General features: G+C 72.6%; 20 protein-coding genes and 1 riboswitch. Of the genes, 5 read left to right on the top strand and 15 right to left on the bottom strand.

Annotated features, from left to right (window positions below; translation table 11 throughout):
* Nucleotides 1-33: 33 nt before the first annotated feature.
* Entirely contained in the window at nucleotides 34-2,856 is a 2,823-nt protein-coding gene (gene gcvP / locus ACLQ2X_RS03025) for an aminomethyl-transferring glycine dehydrogenase (protein ID WP_425679355.1), read from the bottom strand.
* A 73-nt stretch (nucleotides 2,857-2,929) separates the two neighbouring features.
* Nucleotides 2,930-3,032, bottom strand: a riboswitch (glycine riboswitch).
* A 46-nt stretch (nucleotides 3,033-3,078) separates the two neighbouring features.
* Nucleotides 3,079-3,945, bottom strand: coding sequence for an NAD-dependent protein deacetylase (locus ACLQ2X_RS03020; protein WP_425679354.1), 867 nt, complete (start codon nucleotides 3,943-3,945; stop codon nucleotides 3,079-3,081).
* A gap of 113 nt (nucleotides 3,946-4,058) precedes the next feature.
* On the opposite strand from ACLQ2X_RS03020, the gene ACLQ2X_RS03015 reads away from it, so the two are divergent.
* Nucleotides 4,059-4,715 (top strand): NAD(P)H-binding protein, encoded by a 657-nt coding sequence (locus ACLQ2X_RS03015; protein ID WP_425679353.1) that lies wholly within the window; start codon nucleotides 4,059-4,061, stop codon nucleotides 4,713-4,715.
* A 140-nt stretch (nucleotides 4,716-4,855) separates the two neighbouring features.
* Here ACLQ2X_RS03015 and ACLQ2X_RS03010 read toward each other — a convergent pair whose 3' ends face one another.
* From ACLQ2X_RS03010 to ACLQ2X_RS02955, 12 genes are all read right to left on the bottom strand, one after another.
* A complete protein-coding gene (locus ACLQ2X_RS03010) occupies nucleotides 4,856-5,446 on the bottom strand; it encodes a MerR family transcriptional regulator (protein ID WP_425679352.1) in 591 nt (196 codons plus the stop codon).
* 143 nt (nucleotides 5,447-5,589) lie between these two features.
* Nucleotides 5,590-6,054 (bottom strand): bifunctional nuclease family protein, encoded by a 465-nt coding sequence (locus tag ACLQ2X_RS03005; protein WP_425679351.1) that lies wholly within the window; start codon nucleotides 6,052-6,054, stop codon nucleotides 5,590-5,592.
* A gap of 209 nt (nucleotides 6,055-6,263) precedes the next feature.
* Nucleotides 6,264-6,965, bottom strand: a complete 702-nt coding sequence (locus tag ACLQ2X_RS03000; protein ID WP_425679350.1) for a MerR family transcriptional regulator — start codon at nucleotides 6,963-6,965, stop codon at nucleotides 6,264-6,266.
* Between the two features lie 50 nt (nucleotides 6,966-7,015).
* Nucleotides 7,016-7,468: an oxoglutarate dehydrogenase inhibitor Odhl gene (gene odhI, locus ACLQ2X_RS02995; RefSeq protein ID WP_007071101.1), complete on the bottom strand. Its 453-nt coding sequence runs from the start codon at nucleotides 7,466-7,468 to the stop codon at nucleotides 7,016-7,018.
* A gap of 218 nt (nucleotides 7,469-7,686) precedes the next feature.
* On the bottom strand, nucleotides 7,687-8,067 hold the full coding sequence (gene gcvH / locus ACLQ2X_RS02990; RefSeq protein ID WP_425679349.1) for a glycine cleavage system protein GcvH: 381 nt from the start codon (nucleotides 8,065-8,067) through the stop codon (nucleotides 7,687-7,689).
* A 54-nt stretch (nucleotides 8,068-8,121) separates the two neighbouring features.
* On the bottom strand, nucleotides 8,122-9,069 hold the full coding sequence (locus ACLQ2X_RS02985; RefSeq protein ID WP_425679348.1) for a DUF881 domain-containing protein: 948 nt from the start codon (nucleotides 9,067-9,069) through the stop codon (nucleotides 8,122-8,124).
* Between the two features lie 10 nt (nucleotides 9,070-9,079).
* On the bottom strand, nucleotides 9,080-9,412 hold the full coding sequence (locus tag ACLQ2X_RS02980) for a small basic family protein (RefSeq protein WP_007071104.1): 333 nt from the start codon (nucleotides 9,410-9,412) through the stop codon (nucleotides 9,080-9,082).
* Complete coding sequence (locus ACLQ2X_RS02975; protein WP_425679347.1) at nucleotides 9,409-10,359, bottom strand: DUF881 domain-containing protein; 951 nt, start codon at nucleotides 10,357-10,359, stop codon at nucleotides 9,409-9,411. Before ACLQ2X_RS02975 ends, ACLQ2X_RS02980 begins: the two co-directional genes overlap by 4 nt.
* Nucleotides 10,356-10,976, bottom strand: coding sequence for a CDP-alcohol phosphatidyltransferase family protein (locus ACLQ2X_RS02970; RefSeq protein ID WP_425679346.1), 621 nt, complete (start codon nucleotides 10,974-10,976; stop codon nucleotides 10,356-10,358). Before ACLQ2X_RS02970 ends, ACLQ2X_RS02975 begins: the two co-directional genes overlap by 4 nt.
* A gap of 314 nt (nucleotides 10,977-11,290) precedes the next feature.
* Entirely contained in the window at nucleotides 11,291-11,761 is a 471-nt protein-coding gene (locus ACLQ2X_RS02965) for a MarR family transcriptional regulator (protein ID WP_425679345.1), read from the bottom strand.
* A 48-nt stretch (nucleotides 11,762-11,809) separates the two neighbouring features.
* Nucleotides 11,810-12,997 carry a PP2C family protein-serine/threonine phosphatase gene (locus tag ACLQ2X_RS02960; RefSeq protein ID WP_425679535.1) on the bottom strand — a complete coding sequence of 396 codons (1,188 nt, stop codon included), beginning with the start codon at nucleotides 12,995-12,997 and terminating at the stop codon, nucleotides 11,810-11,812.
* 101 nt (nucleotides 12,998-13,098) lie between these two features.
* Nucleotides 13,099-13,845: an SAM-dependent methyltransferase gene (locus ACLQ2X_RS02955; RefSeq protein ID WP_425679344.1), complete on the bottom strand. Its 747-nt coding sequence runs from the start codon at nucleotides 13,843-13,845 to the stop codon at nucleotides 13,099-13,101.
* Between the two features lie 121 nt (nucleotides 13,846-13,966).
* On the opposite strand from ACLQ2X_RS02955, the gene ACLQ2X_RS02950 reads away from it, so the two are divergent.
* The 3 genes from ACLQ2X_RS02950 to ACLQ2X_RS02940 are packed head-to-tail and all read left to right on the top strand — an operon-like array spanning nucleotide 13,967 to nucleotide 15,536.
* Nucleotides 13,967-14,830 carry a universal stress protein gene (locus tag ACLQ2X_RS02950; RefSeq protein ID WP_425679343.1) on the top strand — a complete coding sequence of 288 codons (864 nt, stop codon included), beginning with the start codon at nucleotides 13,967-13,969 and terminating at the stop codon, nucleotides 14,828-14,830.
* A 38-nt stretch (nucleotides 14,831-14,868) separates the two neighbouring features.
* On the top strand, nucleotides 14,869-15,078 hold the full coding sequence (locus tag ACLQ2X_RS02945; protein ID WP_425679342.1) for a phosphatidylethanolamine-binding protein: 210 nt from the start codon (nucleotides 14,869-14,871) through the stop codon (nucleotides 15,076-15,078).
* Nucleotides 15,079-15,080: 2 nt separating this feature from the next.
* Nucleotides 15,081-15,536 carry a hypothetical protein gene (locus ACLQ2X_RS02940; RefSeq protein ID WP_425679534.1) on the top strand — a complete coding sequence of 152 codons (456 nt, stop codon included), beginning with the start codon at nucleotides 15,081-15,083 and terminating at the stop codon, nucleotides 15,534-15,536.
* A 9-nt stretch (nucleotides 15,537-15,545) separates the two neighbouring features.
* On the opposite strand, the gene ACLQ2X_RS02935 is transcribed toward ACLQ2X_RS02940, so the two are convergent.
* Nucleotides 15,546-15,746 (bottom strand): hypothetical protein, encoded by a 201-nt coding sequence (locus ACLQ2X_RS02935; RefSeq protein ID WP_425679341.1) that lies wholly within the window; start codon nucleotides 15,744-15,746, stop codon nucleotides 15,546-15,548.
* A 129-nt stretch (nucleotides 15,747-15,875) separates the two neighbouring features.
* Here ACLQ2X_RS02935 and ACLQ2X_RS02930 point away from each other — a divergent pair, with 129 nt between their 5' ends.
* On the top strand, nucleotides 15,876-16,532 hold the full coding sequence (locus ACLQ2X_RS02930) for a hypothetical protein (RefSeq protein ID WP_425679340.1): 657 nt from the start codon (nucleotides 15,876-15,878) through the stop codon (nucleotides 16,530-16,532).
* The last annotated feature ends 2 nt before the right edge of the window (nucleotides 16,533-16,534 follow it).

Raw genomic sequence — 16,534 nt, 5'->3', positions numbered from 1 at the left:
GCGACACCTACACCGCCCCGGCGCCCGCCGCTCTCAGTCCTCGAACGCCTCCGGCGCCGGACACGAACACACCAGGTTCCGGTCGCCGTACGCGCCGTCGACCCGCCGCACCGGCGGCCAGTACTTCCCCACCCGGTCCACACCGGACGGGTAGGCGCCCACCGACCGCGGGTACGGATGCGGCCACTCGTCGCCGGAAACCATCGCCGCGGTGTGCGGCGCGTTCGCCAGCGGGTTGTCCCCCGCCGGCCACTGCCCCGACCCGACCCGGTCGATCTCCGCCCGGATGGCGATCATCGCATCGCAGAACCGGTCCAGCTCGGCCAGGTCCTCGCTCTCCGTCGGCTCCACCATCAGCGTCCCCGGCACCGGGAACGACATCGTCGGCGCGTGGAACCCGTAGTCGATCAACCGCTTCGCCACATCGTCGACGCTGACACCGGTGGCCTTGGTCAACGGCCGCAGGTCCAGGATGCACTCGTGCGCCACCAGGCCCTTGTTGCCCGCGTACAGCACCGGGAAGTGCCCGCGCAGCCGCACCGCCACATAGTTCGCCGCCAGCACCGCCACCGCCGTGGCCCGGGCCAGGCCGTCCCCGCCCATCATCCGCAGGTACGCCCACGGGATCGGCAGGATCCCCGCCGACCCGTACCGGGCCGCGGAGATCGCCGGCCGGCCCACCTGCGACACACCCGACGGGTCACCGGGCAGGAACGGCGCCAAATGCGACCGCACCGCCACCGGACCCACACCCGGGCCGCCGCCACCGTGCGGAATGCAGAACGTCTTGTGCAGGTTCAGATGCGACACGTCCGCCCCGAACCGGCCCGGCTTGGCGAACCCGACCAGAGCGTTGAGGTTCGCCCCGTCGACGTACACCTGACCGCCCGCGTCGTGGACCTTCGCGCACAACTGCGCGATGCCCGTCTCGTACACCCCGTGCGTCGACGGGTACGTCACCATGATCGCCGCGAGCGCGTCCCGATGCTTGTCGATCTTCGCGTCGAGGTCGACCAGGTCGATGTTGCCGTCGGCGTCGCAGCCGACCACCACCACCCGCATCCCGGCCATCACCGCCGACGCCGCGTTCGTGCCGTGCGCCGACGACGGGATCAGGCACACCTCCCGGTGCCCCTCGCCACGCTCGCGGTGATAGGCGCGAATCGCCAACAGCCCGGCCAGCTCACCCTGCGACCCGGCGTTGGGCTGCACACTCACCGCGTCGTAGCCGGTCACCTCCGCCAGCCAACCCTCCAACTGGCCGATCAGCTCCCGGTAGCCGGCGGTCTGCCCGGGCGGCGCGAACGGGTGCAGGTGCGCGAACTCCGGCCAGGTGATCGCCTCCATCTCCGTGGTGGCGTTGAGCTTCATGGTGCACGACCCCAACGGGATCATGCCCCGGTCCAGCGCGTAGTCGAAGTCGGCCAGCCGCCGCAGGTAGCGCAGCATCGCCGTCTCCGAGTGGTGACTGTGGAACACCGGATGGGTGAGGAAAGCCGACGTACGCGCCAACCCGTGCGGCAACGCCGCGTCCACGTCACCGTCGAACCCGGCGACCCCGAACGCCTCCCACACCACCCGCAGATGCCGGTCGGTGGTGGTCTCGTCGCAGGACACCCCGACCCGGTCGGCGTCGACCAGCCGCAGGTTCACCTCCCGCGCCGCGGCGGCGGCCACCACCTCGGCGGCCCGACCCGGCACCGTCGCGGTGACCGTGTCGAAGAACGGCACGTCGGCCACGTCAACCCCACCGGCGCGCAGCCCCGCCGCGAGCCGCGCCGCCGCCTCGTGGGTACGCCGGGCGATGGCGCGCAACCCGTCCGGGCCGTGGTAGACCGCGTACATGCCGGCCATCACCGCCAGCAGCACCTGCGCGGTGCAGATGTTGCTGGTCGCCTTCTCCCGCCGGATGTGCTGCTCGCGGGTCTGCAACGCCAACCGGTAGGCGGGGTTGCCGTCGGCGTCGCGGGACACCCCCACCAGCCGCCCCGGCAGCATCCGCTCCAGGCCCGAACGCACCGCCAGGTAACCGGCGTGCGGCCCACCGAACCCCATCGGCACGCCGAACCGCTGCGTGGTGCCGGCGGCGATGTCGGCGCCGATCTCACCCGGCGCACGCAGCAACGTCAACGCCAACAGGTCCGCCGCCACCGTCACCAACGCCCCGGCCGCGTGCGCCGCCTCGACCAGGGCGCTGTCGTCGCGCACCGCACCGGACGCGCCCGGGTACTGTAGGTGCAGGCCGAAGAACTCCGCGGGCAACTCGTCGGACCGCACGTCGAGCACCCGCACGTCGATGCCCAGCGGCTCGGCCCGGCTGGTGATCACCGCGATGGTCTGCGGCAACGCGTCGGCGTCCACCACGTACACCGGGCTCTTACTCTTGGACGCCCGGCGCGCCAGCGTCATCGCCTCCGCCGCGGCGGTGCCCTCGTCGAGCATCGAGGCATTCGCCACCGGCAGCCCGGTCAGATCCGTCACCATCGTCTGGAAGTTCAGCAGCGCCTCCAACCGGCCCTGGCTGATCTCCGGCTGGTACGGCGTGTACGCCGTGTACCAGGCCGGGTTCTCCAGCACGTTACGGCGGATCACCGCCGGGGTGTGCGTGCCGTGGTAACCCAGGCCGATCATGGACACGGCCACCGTGTTCCGGGCCGCCAGGGCACGCAGCTCGGCCAGCGCCTCCCGCTCGCCGGCCGGAGCGGGCAGATCCAGGGTGCCGTGCCAGCGGATCACCTCGGGAATCGCGGCGTCCATCAGCTCGTCGACGGAGCTGTACCCGACAGCCTCCAACATCCGGCGCTCGTCGTCCGGGCCAGGGCCGATGTGCCGGTCGGCGAACTGCTCTGCGGTCATGCGCTGCGCTCCTTGGTGGGGCGAGGTCGACGGGTCGGCCTCCCCCTGAGTCGCGCTGACGCGCTCCACAGCGCCTGCCCACGTGGTCCTTTTGCCTGAGAGGTTCCGGGGAGAATCTGCCCCTTCGGCGCCGCCCGGACCCCTCGGCCCGGAACGGTCTCTCCCACGTGGGTGATACCGGCGTCCTCCACGCTACCAGCGGCCGTGTTTCCGGTTCGTGTCCTACCCGCCGGTGGCGGAGGTCACCACCGCGGCCGGCTCCGCCGCCGCCAGCCGACCGGCCAACGCGGTCAGCGTCGCGCCCAGCGGGGCGTCCACCCGCACCGAGGCGTACCCGTCGCCGCGGGTGACCCCCTGGTTGACGATCCCCACCGGGATGCCCCGGCGGGCCGCCCGCAGCACGAACCGCCGCCCCGACATCACCGTCAACGACGACCCGAGCACCAGCAGCGCCCCGGCGCCGTCCACCAGGGCGAAACACCGCGCCACGCGCGGGGCCGGCACCGTCTCACCGAAGAACACCACATCCGGTTTCACCATCCCGGTGCCGCAGATCCCGCAGTCGACCGTGCGGAACCCGGCCACCGCCTCGTCGGGCAACTCCACGTCCCCGTCCGGATTGACCCGCGCCGCCCGCGCGTCGAAGCCCGGGTTCGCCTCGGTCAACCGCCGGTGCACCTCGTCACGGCCGGTGGTGTTGCCGCAGTCCAGACACACCACCTCGGCCAGCCGGCCGTGCAACTCCACCACGCCGGTCGCGCCGGCGGCGCTGTGCAGCCCGTCGACGTTCTGGGTGATGATCCCGCCCAGCAGCCCCGCCCGCTGCAACCGGGCCACCGCCCGATGCCCGTCGTTGGGCGCCGCCCCGGAGATCATCCGCCACCCCAGGTGGCTACGCGCCCAGTACCGGCGCCGCGCCGCCGCATCCCCGACGAACGTCTGATACGTCATCGGGGTGTGCCGACGCGCCACCCCGCTGGGCCCCCGATAGTCCGGGATACCCGACTCGGTGGACAGACCCGCGCCGCTGAGCACCACCACGCCGCCCGCGCCCACCAACCGCACCAACGCCTCGAACGCATCACTCACCCGTCCATGCTGCCACCGCCGGCCCGGCAACCACACCCACCAGCACCGTCAACCGCCACCCCAACCGAGCCGGCGCCCAGGCGGGACAGCCCGGCGGGGGTTACGTTGGGCCCATGCGCGTCGTCATCGCCGGAGGGCACGGAAAAATCGCCAAGCTGCTGGAGCGGGAACTCGCCGGGCGCGGAGACACCGCCGTCGGGCTGATCCGCAACCCCGACCACGCCGCCGCGCTACGCGCCGCCGGCGCCGAACCTGTCGTCTGCGACCTGGAACACATCGACGCCGACACCCTCGCCACCCACCTGACCGACGCGGACGCCGTGGTGTTCGCCGCCGGCGCCGGCCCCGGCAGCGGCGCCGACCGCAAGGACACCGTCGACCGGGGCGCCGCCGTCCTGCTCGCCGACGCCGCCGTCCGCGCCGGTGTGCGCCGCTACCTGCTGGTCTCCTCCATGGGAGTGGACACCCCACCCCCACCCGGCACCGACGAGGTGTGGGCGGCGTACGCGCGGGCCAAGAAAGCCGCCGAGGACGACGTCACCGGCCGGGACCTCGACGTGACCGTGCTACGGCCCGGCCGGCTCACCGACGACGAACCCGCCGGCCGGATCAGCCTCGCCCGGCACGTCCAGGCCGGCTCGATCAGCCGCGCCGACGTGGCCCGGGTGCTGCTCGCCCTGCTCTACGCCCCGGCAACCGCCGGGCACACCCTGGAACTGGTCGCCGGGGACACCCCCATCGCCGACGCGATCCCCGCCGTCACCTCCTGAACCACACCGCCGGTGCGTCGGGCCCGTCCGTCACGCGGATCCCGACGCACCGGCGCGTCCCACCCGACAGGGGCCCGCAACACAACGATCGCGCCGGACCCGAAGGCCACGACGCGATCCCCTCCACGAAAACCGGCAGGTCACCCCGCCCGACGACGCGCCCGACGCGCCGCCAACTCGTCACCCACCGCATCCGGCTCCGGCTCCGCCACCGGCCCAGCCGACTCCACCGCACCCACCGACTCCGCCGGCAGGTGCGACAACGAACCCTGGATCTCCTTGAACGCCCCACCGATCGCGATGCCGAACACGCCCTGCCCACCCTGCAACAGGTCGACAACCTCCTCCGGCGACCGGCACTCGTACACCGTCGTCCCATCGGAGATCAACGTGATGCCCGCCAGATCATCAACCCCACGCGAGCGCAACGCCTCGATCGCCCTGCGGATGTTCTGCAACGACACGCCGGCGTCCAACAGCCGCTTCACGACCTTCAACACCACCAGGTCGCGGAACGAATACAACCGGGACGTCCCCGACCCCGACGCGTCCCGCACACTCGGCACCACCAGCCCCGTACGCGCCCAGTAGTCCAACTGCCGGTAACTGATACCCACCGCGGAACACGCGGTCACACCCCGGTAGCCCACCTCACCGTCACCGAGGGCCCCGGGCTCCACACCCATCCGCTGCTGCTGCGAACTCAGACCAGAATCCCGCGGCTCGTGCATCCGGACCAACCTCCCCGCGCCCGTGGCGGTGCCGCACCGACTCGCCGTACGCGCACCCCTCGACACGGCAACCCTAACGCCGCCCGCCGCACTTCACCCGCAGGAGACACCGCGACACGCCGCGCCACCGCCCAGGCGGCCGGTCAACCCGCGAAATCCTCCGGCCGCACCTGATCCAGGAACTCCCGGAACTTCTCGACCTCGTCCTCCTGCTCGTCGGGAATCACGATCCCCGCCTCGCTGAGGACCTGCTCGGCACAACGAATCGGCGCACCGACCCGCAACGCCAACGCGATCGAGTCACTCGGCCGCGCCGACACCCGCACCCCGTCACCGAGCAGCAGATCCGCGTAGAAGACGTTCTCCTTCAACTCGATGATCTCCACCGCCCGCAACGGCGCCTGCAACGCCGTCAACACATCCCGCAGCAGATCGTGTGTCAGCGGACGAGCCGGCTTGACCCCCTGCTGCTCGTAGGCGATCGCCGTAGCCTCGACCGCACCGATCCAGATCGGCAGGTAGCGATCACCCTCGACCTCCCGCAGCAGGACGATCGGCTGGTTGCTGGGCAACTCCACCCGAACTCCGACCACGCTCAGCTCGCGCACCGCCGCCTCCGTGTCGTCGTCACCATCGCACCGCGCCCTTCTTCTGCACGGTACACGGACCAGGACACGGCGGTCCCGCGCGCTACGTGCACCACGCCTCGCCGGACGGGCTTACCCCGGCAAGCCTACGACACGCTTCCCCCACCCGATCATTGCGCGCCCACCCACGACGAAGGGTCGGGCGCCCACGGCACCCGACCCTTCGCACGTCACCGACCCAACGTCGACCGCAGCCCCACCCGCACCAACGCCGCGTGCAACCGCTGCGACAACGCCATCAACTCCTCCGCCGTCTCCGCCGCCCGAGCCCGCGCCGCCGGATCACTCTGCCGCACCAACGGCGCCACCAGCTGCGCGAACAAGCCGACCTCACGATCCGCCGCCGACCGGTACGCCCGCAGATGCCGCGGCTGGAACCCGTACGCCGCCAGACCCGCCACCGCACTCGCGATGATCAACGCATCCGCGTCGTACCACCCCGGCGGATCCGGCACCAGCACACCCAGCCGCTCCAACTCCGCCAACGTCGACTCGTCGACCCCGCTGCGCGCGATCAACCCCGCCCGGTCCAGCCGCACCTCCGCCGAACCGACCGGCTCCGCCGACTCCCGACCCGGCACCTCGCCACCCGGACCGACCGCCACCAGATTCGGCCGCCCCCGCCCCGACACCGGACCCGCCGAATCCCACTGCGCCAACTGCTCCCGGATCACCCGCAACGGCAGATACTGATCCCGCTGCGCGGTCAACACGAACCGCAACCGCGCCACATCATCCCAGCCGTACTTCCGGTAACCCGCCGGCGTCCGCTGCGGCTCCACCAGGCCCTCGGCCTCCAGGAACCGCAACTTCGAGATCGTGACGTCGGGAAACTCCGGCCGCAACTGCGCCAACACCTCGCCGATACTCATCAGCGCAGGCGCACGCTCCGCCCCGGACGGCGCCGAAGCCGCAGGCTCGTTCACCCCCGGCCGGCCTCCTCCTCGGGACGCGGACCAGCGATGAACACCACCCGGAACTTACCGATCTGCACCTCGTCACCGTTGCTCAGCGTCGCCGCCTCGACCCGCTCCCGGTTCACGTAGGTGCCGTTCAGGCTGCCCACGTCCCGCACCGTGAACGTCCCACCGTCCCGGTGGAACTCCGCGTGCCGCCGTGACACCGTCACGTCGTCGAGGAAGATGTCACTGTCCGGATGCCGCCCACTCGTCGTCACGTCGTGGTCCAACAGGAACCGGGCACCCGCATTGGGACCACGGCGAACCACAAGCAACGCCATTCCCGGCGGCAACGAACCCGACATCCGGCTCGGCACCACATCGGTGTCCGGCCCTTCCAGGACTTCGTCGAGCGAACCGAGATTGAGCGTCGAAGTGACGTCGAGCGGGGGGAACTCGTCGTCTGGGCGCGTCATGGGACCACCTCACGGATCTGTTCGGTCGGCGTCGGGAATGGCGGTTCTGGCCGCCGGGCAACAACCCACACCCGGCGGCTGGCTCCCCGCACCCGCAAAGGCGCATTCCGCAACGCTCAAACTATTCGGTTCTCGGTCGACTGGGCGAGCCTAGCCAGCGCCGAAATGCAGGGCAACCGGACGCGCGGAACCAACCCGCCGCCCGGAACAGCACAAACTCAGCTCTCGGTGAGCTCACGGTACGCATCAGCGGCCAACAACCCGTCGACCGCCGCCGGATCCTCCGGAGTGATCTCCACCAACCACCCCGCACCGTACGGGTCCGTGTTGATCACCTCAGGGGTGTCGGTCAACGCCTCGTTGCGCGCCGCCACCGTGCCACCCAACGGCGCGTAGATCTCCGACACGCTCTTCGTCGACTCGATCTCGCCCAGCGACTCGCCCGCAGCCACCACCGCACCCTCCTCCGGCAGCTGCACGAACACGATGTCACCAAGCGCGTCCTGCGCGAAGTGCGTGATACCGACGCGGACGACACCACCGTCACCGGCAAGCACCCACTCGTGCTCGGCGGTGTACCGCAGATCCTCAGGAATCACCAACTGCGTCCTTCGTCATCGGTGCACCGGAGAAACCGGCGCGGCCGCGACCGGTCAGGAAACCGGCCGGGCGTGGTCCAGCTTGATCGGCGCGTGCAGCTGCGAAACCTCCACAACCTCACGATCCTCGGTGGCCACGTTACCGCCGCCCTCCCCCACCGATGCGACCACCCCGCCGGGAATGTTCAACGCCGTACGCATCGTCGCCGGATCACCGATCACCAGGATCCGGAACGGACCGGTGAGCCGCCGCCCGTCCACCACCAGATCACCCGACGGCCCGTCCACGAAATACGTCGAGGCGATGATCCGCACCGCGGTGCCGTTCGCGCCCTCGATCTGCATCGCCTCCGCACCGGCGCCCCGCAGCTCCTGCACCGCGTCCAGGATCCGCGTCGACGACACCGCCTTCTCCGGCCCCCAGAACCGCACCTCCAGGCCCGGCCCCACCGCCGGCAGCGTGCCCGCCAGGATGCCCAGCTCGTCCGCCCGCCGCGTCGCCTCCTCCAACGCCGCCTGCCGACCCTGCTCACCCGAGCGCAACTGCCGCTGGCTGTCCTCCAGCCCGTCGATCTCCTGCCGCAGCCGACGCTCCCGCGAATCCAGATCCGAGGAGATCCGCACCAGATCCTCCTCCCGGGTCGCCGAGAGCGTCGGATCCGTCGACGTCGTCTTGAACTGCACCACGAGCGTGAAACCCAACAGGGCCAGCAACACCGCGATCATCACCCCGGCCGACGTGAACCGCCGCCCGGGCCGCGCAGCGTCGCCGTGGCCGTCGCCGGCAGCATCCGCATCCGGCTCGGACTCAGCCTCGGACTCGGGCTCCGCCTCGGGCCGTCCCTCGGGCTCCGGCGGCGCCTCGACCGGCGCCAACGGGCTCAACTCGTCCGGGTCCGGCGCGTCCGGACGCGGATCCGGCTCGCCCGCCGGGCCCGCCGGCCGCACCGGCTCCGCCGGCTGCGGCCACCCCGTACCCGTCTCCCGCTGCTCGTCGCTCATCGCCACCAACCTACGCCCGGAACAGGTGCCGGCGGATCGCCGCCACATTTCCGAAGATCCGCACCCCGAGCACCACCACCACACCCGTGGACAACTGACCGCCCACGCCCAACTGGTCACCCAGGTACACGATCAGACCGGCCACCAGCACGTTCGAGATGAACGACACGACGAACTGCTTGTCGTCGAAGATGCGGTCCAGCTTCGCCCGCACCCCACCGAAGACCGCGTCCAACGCCGCCACCACCGCGATCGGCAGATAGGGCTGCAACGCCGCCGGCACCGTGGGATCCAGATAGACCCCCAGCACCACACCAGCGAGCAACGCCAGCACTGCGATCATCGGCCACCTCCGGAAGGGCTGGAAGAAGCACCCGAACCAGACGGCCCGGGACTGGACGAACCGACGACACCCGAACCCGACGGCTGCGGACTCGGACTCACCGAGGGCACGGCGTAGCGTAGCCGCGGCTGCGGCGCCGCCGGCAGGGTGAGGCCCTCCACCCGCTTCACCCGGAACGACAAGCCCGTCGTCCGCGACACCTCACGCATCAACGCCGCCGCCCGGCTCTCCTCGAACCGGCCCCGCATGGACCCCGGCCCGATCGCCTGCACCTCGTACGGGCCGGTCACCGGCCGGTAGTCCACCAGGATCGCCTCACCCGCCGAACGGATCGTCGACGTCGCCGTCAACCGCTGACCGTTCACCGCCACCGCCTCCGCGCCCGCCGCCCACAACGCGTTGGCGACCTTCTGCAGGTCGGAGTACAGCACCCGGGACGGACCCGCGTCCCCACCGGTCACCCCGTCCTGATCCGGCGCCGCGTCGACCAGGCGCACCACCACACCGTCCCCGCGTACCCGCGCCAGACCGGTGCCCGCCTCCAGGTTGCGCAACCGGGACGCCTGCGAGCCGCTCAACGCCGCGTCCCGCTGCCGACCGACCTCCTCGCGCAACCGCTCCGCCTGCTCGGTCAACCTGTCGGTCTCCGCCTCCCGGCCCTTGATCTCCGCGACCAGACCGGCGCGCGCGGTCGCCCGGCTCGGCTCCTCCGCCACCGTCTCCCGGTACGCCACCGCGAACAGGAAACCGATCACCGCCAGGAGCACCAGGCTCACCGGGCGGCCAAGCGCCCGCCGCACCCGCGACACCTGACCCGCCGACCGGCGTGCCGCCGCGTCCCCGTAGCCGGGGTCCAGCGGGTTGCGGAACAGCTCGGTCAGGAAGTCCGGCGCGTACACCCGGTTCGACGGGTCCCGGTCACCCTCCGGCGGTCGCGCGGCGCTCACGCCGTCGCCTCCGCGCGCATGGCCCGCACCAGCCGGTACGCCTGCACCAGGTACATCGCCCCGGCGACCCAGTAGAGCACCAACCCCCACCAGGCAAGCCCCCACCCGATCGCCGCGGCGGCGGTGCCGATGCCCGGCGCGGCGTCCGCGAGCAGCAGGCACGGGAACGCGGCCAGCAGCAGGAAGGTGGCCGTCTTGCCCATGTAGTGCACCGGCGGCGGCCCGTAGCCGTAGCGGCGCAGCACACCCAGGGATACCAGCAGCAGCAGCTCACGGGCGAGCAGCGCGACGGTGAACTGCCACGGCACCACGTCCCGGGCGGTGAACGCGAGCAGCGTGGCCAGGATGTAGAGCCGGTCCGCCAGCGGGTCGAGCAGTTCCCCGAGGCGGCTCACCTGCCCGAGGCGCCGCGCGATCCAGCCGTCCACCCAGTCGCTCGTGCCGCCCACGGCAAGCACCGCGACCGCCGCCACGTCGGCGCGGGCGACCAGGAAGAGGTAGAGGAAGACGGGCACGCCGAGGAGGCGGACGAGGCTGATCAGGTTGGGCAGCGTGAGGACGCGGTCACCCGCGACCGTCATGTCCGGGTGCTCCGCTGGAGCCGGCCGACGCGACACCGAACCTCCCTTCGCAGCACGGTCCGGCAGCCGGTACGGGCGGCCGCTGGAGGGACGTGCGCGTTGCCGGCCGGTCAGCAGCCGGCGCCCTCGGTGATCCCGGGTTGGGATCTCCCCCGGCACGGCCCGGCATCGTGGTGATCACGGGCCGTCCGGGTGCGCTGCCACTATATCGGCCCTGCCAGGCGGCTCCGGGTGTGCGCCTGCGTCGTTGCTCAGTGTCGTCGCGGTGATGACGATCACCGTCGCTAAGGCGTCCTAGGACACTAGTTGAGTAGATCGGCGTGCAGAGACCACGGTCGGCAACGGAGAGGTCAGGCCGTGCGGGCGGGCGAGTCGGAGCCGGCCTGCGGGGCGGTCATCGTCGCGGCCTGACTGAACGCCACGAGCGCCAGCAGCAGTTCGTGCTGCACACGGTTGGGCATCCGGTCCAGGACCGCCTGCACCGCCAGGTGCCGCCGCTCCTGGAGATCACGCAGCAGCGTGTCGGCCGCCCCGGTCGGCACCAACCGCACCTCGCGCCGATCCCGCGGGTCCGCCACCCGACGCAGCAGACCGACCGCCTCCAGACGGTCGCACAGCCGGCTCGCCGACGACGGCACCACGTCCAGCAGCTCGGCCAGCCGGTTCACGTTGGTGCCCGGATGGGACACGATCAGCGACAGCACCCGCAACTGGGTGGGCGAGACACCGATGGTGTGCCGGGAGGTGGCCGAGTCGAGCACACCGATGAGCGCCTCGGCAGCCGACTCGATGGCCGCGGCAAGATTCGGAGGTCGCTCCACCCGGTGTCCCCTGCGATCGTCCCGCTCGTGTTCGCTCCGCCGCCCTGCTCACTGCTCCGCGACGTCGTCCGGCCGGCCGGCCTTCCGCCAGTCCAGACAGACGACCACCGCGTCGTCACGGAGATCCGCGTCGGCGTGGTACGCATGCAGTTCGCGCATCACCGTACCAACTGCTTCGGTTGCCGGCTGCAGCCGAGTGGCCCGCATCGAGCGCGCCATGGCCCGCGCGCCGTACGGCTCCCGCTCGTCCGGCGCCGCCGCGTACACGCCGTCGCTGACCACGAAGAGGCGGTCGCCCGGCTCCAGAGTGAACTCCTGCACGTCGTAGCGGGTCTCGGCGAACATGCCCAGCGGCAGTTGCTGCTCCAGCGCGATCGGGGTGACCCGCCCACCGCGCAACCGCAACAGTTGCGGCGAACCCGCGTCCACCGCCCGCAGCACCCCCCGCCGGCAGTCCAGCTCCAGCAGCAGCGTGGCCACGTGCTTTGCGCCCCGGTGCTGGTAGAAGATGGTGTCCGAGGCCAGCTCCGCCTGCTCCACCAGAGCGCCGCCGGAGCGTCGGGCGTTGCGCATAGCGTTCACGGTGACCGCCGTGAGCAACGACGCGGTCAGCCCGCTGCCGGTGCCGTTGAGCACGGTGACGGTCAGCCGGTCGGCGTCCACCGACCAGTCGAAGTGGTCACCGCCCACCGTGTACGCCGGCTCCAGCTGACCCGCGAGCAGCACCTCGCCGTGCCGGACGCTGCGCCCCGGCAGCAGGTCCCACTGCATCTCGGCGGCCATGCTCAGCCGCTCCCGCCGACGGACCCGGCGATATCTGTCGGTCTCCCGGTCTGCCGCGCGCATCGCCACGGCCAGCGCGCCGGCCGCGTCCCGGGCGGCCTCCACGGTGTCCGCGTCCGGGGCGACCGGCAGGTCGACCATCAGCACCCCGAGCCGCTCCCCCCACACGGACACCGGGAGGTAGGCCTGGCAGCGGCCGTCGTCGGCGGTGTCCAGCACCGGCTGCTGACTGCTGAAACAGCGCTGCGCCACGGTGCCGGCGGGAGACGGGCCGCCGGCGCGCCGGTCCGGATCCAGCACCGGCCAGAGCCCGCTGGCGCGGTAGTCGGCGACGAACACCTCCGCCCGCGCGGCGCCCAACGCCTGACGCAGCACCGCGTCCGCGGCCTCCGCCAACTTGTCGGGTGCCGCCGCGCGCAGGGCACGCGACACCGATCCGGACGCCTCCGGCATGCTCATCCTCCGATGACGACTATTGCTACAGGGCAAACATCATACGAAGAGCCGTCGACAGCGAAACGCCCCGCCTCGCCCGAGGGCGCGCGACACCCGGCTCAGTCCGCCCCACGCAGCGCCAACGCCCCGTAGAAGGCGTCCGGCACCGGCTCCGGATCCCCCTCGGGCCGCCAGCGCGCCACCGGCACGACACCCTCCCCGGTGGGCTGCCAGCGGCCGAGCAGCGGGACGAACCGGTCGGGCGCGCGCATCCGGAACGCCGGGCCCATCATCGCCAACGCCTGCGGGTGCCCGGCCAGCTCCTCGCTGTCGAAGTCGATCGCCAACCAACTACCCGGCGCGACCGTGCGGTAAAGCTCGTCGAGCGACCGGGCCAGCGTGTCGTCGTCCAGGAACGCGGCCAGCCCGAGGAAGACGACCCCCACCGGCCTCCTCCCCCACCCGGGCACGAAGCGGTGCAGCTGCGCCGGGTCGACGGTGCCGATGTCGGTGGCGTCGCCGTAGCCGTAGCCGGCGCGGACGTCGCCGGCCAGCAGACCCTGCCCGAGCCGCACCGTCTGCGGGTCGACGTCGGTGTAGAGAACCGTCGCCTCCGGCGCGACCTCGTGCACGTTGCCACAGGTCGGCACGCCCGCGCCGAAGACCAGGAAGCCGTCCACCCCGTGCGCGGCACTCGCCCGCACGGCGCGACCGAGGAAGGCGCGCAGCGAACGGAAGATCGACGCGCAGGGCCCGTACGCCGTCTCGAACGCCGCGGCCGCCGCCACGTCCACCGGCCGGTGGTGCCGGCCGCCGAGCCAGTAGTCGATCATGCGAGCGGTGCTCGGCCCGGCCGACTCATCCATCGACGACGCTCCCTCCGTGGGCGCTGCCCGCCAGCGTACCCAGCGGGTGGCCCCGGCGGTATCGGCCCGGCGGCCCCCGACGGGCCGCGATACTGACGGCGGACACGAGGAGGTGCCCGGGGTGAACTCGGCGAACGGCGCGGCCGTGGTGGTCGGGGTGGACGGCTCCGAGGCCGCGACGCGCGCGGTCCGGGTCGCCGCCGCGGAAGCCATGCGGTGCCACCGGCCGCTGCGGATCGTGCACGGCTTCATCTGGCCGCTGCTGGGCGTCGTGGTGTCCGCGCCCGAGGGGGCGCCACCCGGCGCCGGCCTGCGCCACCAGGCCGAACAGGTGGTCGCCGACGCGATCACGGTGGCCGAGGCGGCCAGCTCCGGACTCCGGATCACCGGTGAGATCATCGACGGGGAGGCGGCCGCCGTGCTGCTCGGCGAATCGCCCGCCGCCGCCCTCGTCGTGCTCGGCGACCGGGGCCTCGGCGGGTTCGCCGCGCTCGTGGTCGGCTCGGTCGCGACACAGGTCGCCTCGTACGCCGACTGCCCGGTGCTCGTCGTGCGCGGCACCGTCCGCGACACCGGACCGGTCGTGGTCGGGGTCGACGGCTCCCCGGAGTCCCGCGCCGCGGTCGAGTTCGCCGCCGCGACCGCGTCCTCGCGTGGCGCCCCGCTGCGCGCGGTGCACGCCCACCGCCGCACCGGGCGCGGCCGGGCCGGCGACCCGCGACAGGTCCTGGACGACACGCTCGCCGGGATCGACGAGCGCTGGCCCGACGTGCCGGTGACCTGCGAGGTGGTGGACGCGCGGCCGGTCGCCGCGCTGACCGCCGTCGACGACGCGCAACTTCTCGTGGTCGGCCGGCAGGGCCGCGGGGAGCTGAGCGGGTTGCTGCTCGGCTCGGTCAGCCAGGGCGTCCTGCACCGTGCCGGGTGCCCGGTCGCGGTGGTCCGCGCCCCGCACGCGACGGTTGGCCCCGCCTCCGACGGGTAGACCGCCCCGACAGCCGACAACGACCGGAGGAGGCAGCGATGCCAGGACCACGGCCGGGCAGCAACGCGTACGACAAGCAGCGGGCACGGCTGCGTGACCTCGTCGAGCAGTCCGGACGGGCCACCGACCGGGAGGCGAACCAGGTGGCCAACCGGATCCTGCAGGACGACCGGGGGCAACGCGGCATCGCCCGGGGCGACCGGACGTACGGGCCGAAGGGCAACCGGGAACCGGGTGACCCGAAGTGAGGATGTCGGCGGCGGTCGACGGCGCCATCGCGGGCGCCGTCGGCAGCGCCGTGTTGAACTCGGTCACCTACCTCGACATGACGCTGCGGGCACGCCCGGCCAGCAGCACCCCCGAGACGGTCGCCGGCCGGCTGGCCGACGTGACCCACGTCGACCTGGGCAGCCGGCCCCAGGCGGCCAACCGCCGTGCCGGCCTGGGACCGCTGCTGGGATACGCCACCGGAATCGCCGCCGGCGCCGCGTTCGGTCTGCTCGACGCCCGCCGCCGGATGCCGCTGCCGCTGGCCGTGGCGCTGCTCGGCGGCGGGGTGATGGCCACCTCCGACGGTTCGATGACAGCGCTGGGCGTGACCGACCCGCGCACCTGGAGCCGGGGCGACTGGATCTCCGACCTGGTGCCGCACCTGGCGTACGGGTTGTCGGCCGCGGCCACCTGGCGGCGGCTGCGGCCGAGTTGACCCGCCGGGTCAACTGTCGTCGTCGGCCACCGGCTCACCGGCCGGGCCGTACGGCGACACCTGTCCCTTGGGGACGCGCCGGCCCGCGTCGCCGTTCGACGTGCCCCGACCACCCGGATGCCCGGCGGCGCCGGTAGCGGTCTTGCGGCTGTCCTGACTGGTCGCGCCGAGATCGTTGCGGCGCAGTTCCTCCTGCTGCGGCTTGACCACTGGCCTGTCTCCTCTCCCGATGGGGTGCACGGTCGACGACCGCGCACTGGGCCGGGTACCCGTCGCCGCCGCGTGCATTCCGGCCACGCCCGCCCGTCTGGGTCGGGCCCGGGTGGGTAATCCGAGCAGATGGCAGACGATCGCAGCGTCGCGCGCGCCCTGTTGGACCGCCAGGGCCGCACCTACGCCGAGGAGGCCGGGATCACGCTCGCCGACCGGCCCGGCCCGCTCTACCAGCTGCTGGTGCTGTCCACGCTGCTGAGCACCCGGATCCGGGCGTCGGTTGCGGTCGCCGCCGCGCGGGAGTTGTTCGCCGCCGGCTACCGCACGCCGCAGGCGATGGAGGCAGCGACCTGGCAGGACCGGGTCGACGCGCTGGGTCGGGGCCACTACCGGCGCTACGACGAGCGGACCGCCACGATGCTCGGCACCGGCGCGCGGCTGTGCCTGGACCGCTGGCACGGCGACCTGCGCCGGCTGCACCGCGAGGCCGGGGCGGACCGGGCCGCGTTGCGCCGGTTGCTCACCGAGTTCCCCGGCATCGGCCCGACCGGGGCGGACATCTTCCTGCGCGAGGCGCAGACGGTGTGGCCGGACGTCTGCCCGTACGCCGACCGGCGCACGCTGACCGGGGCGCGGCGGCTGGGTCTGCCGGCGAGCCCCGGCGACCTGGTCGGACTGGTCGGGGAGGCCGACTTCGGGCGGCTGGCCTCGGCGCTGGTGCGGGTCGCGCTCGGCGAGGAGTCGGCCGGTGCGGTGGGCCGGTCCGCCGCGGCGACCGGCTGAGC

The sequence above is a fragment of the Micromonospora sp. DT31 genome, from assembly GCF_049841795.1.
Classification (GTDB): Bacteria; Actinomycetota; Actinomycetes; order Mycobacteriales; family Micromonosporaceae; genus Micromonospora.
This window is presented reverse-complemented; position numbering and strand designations above follow the sequence as displayed.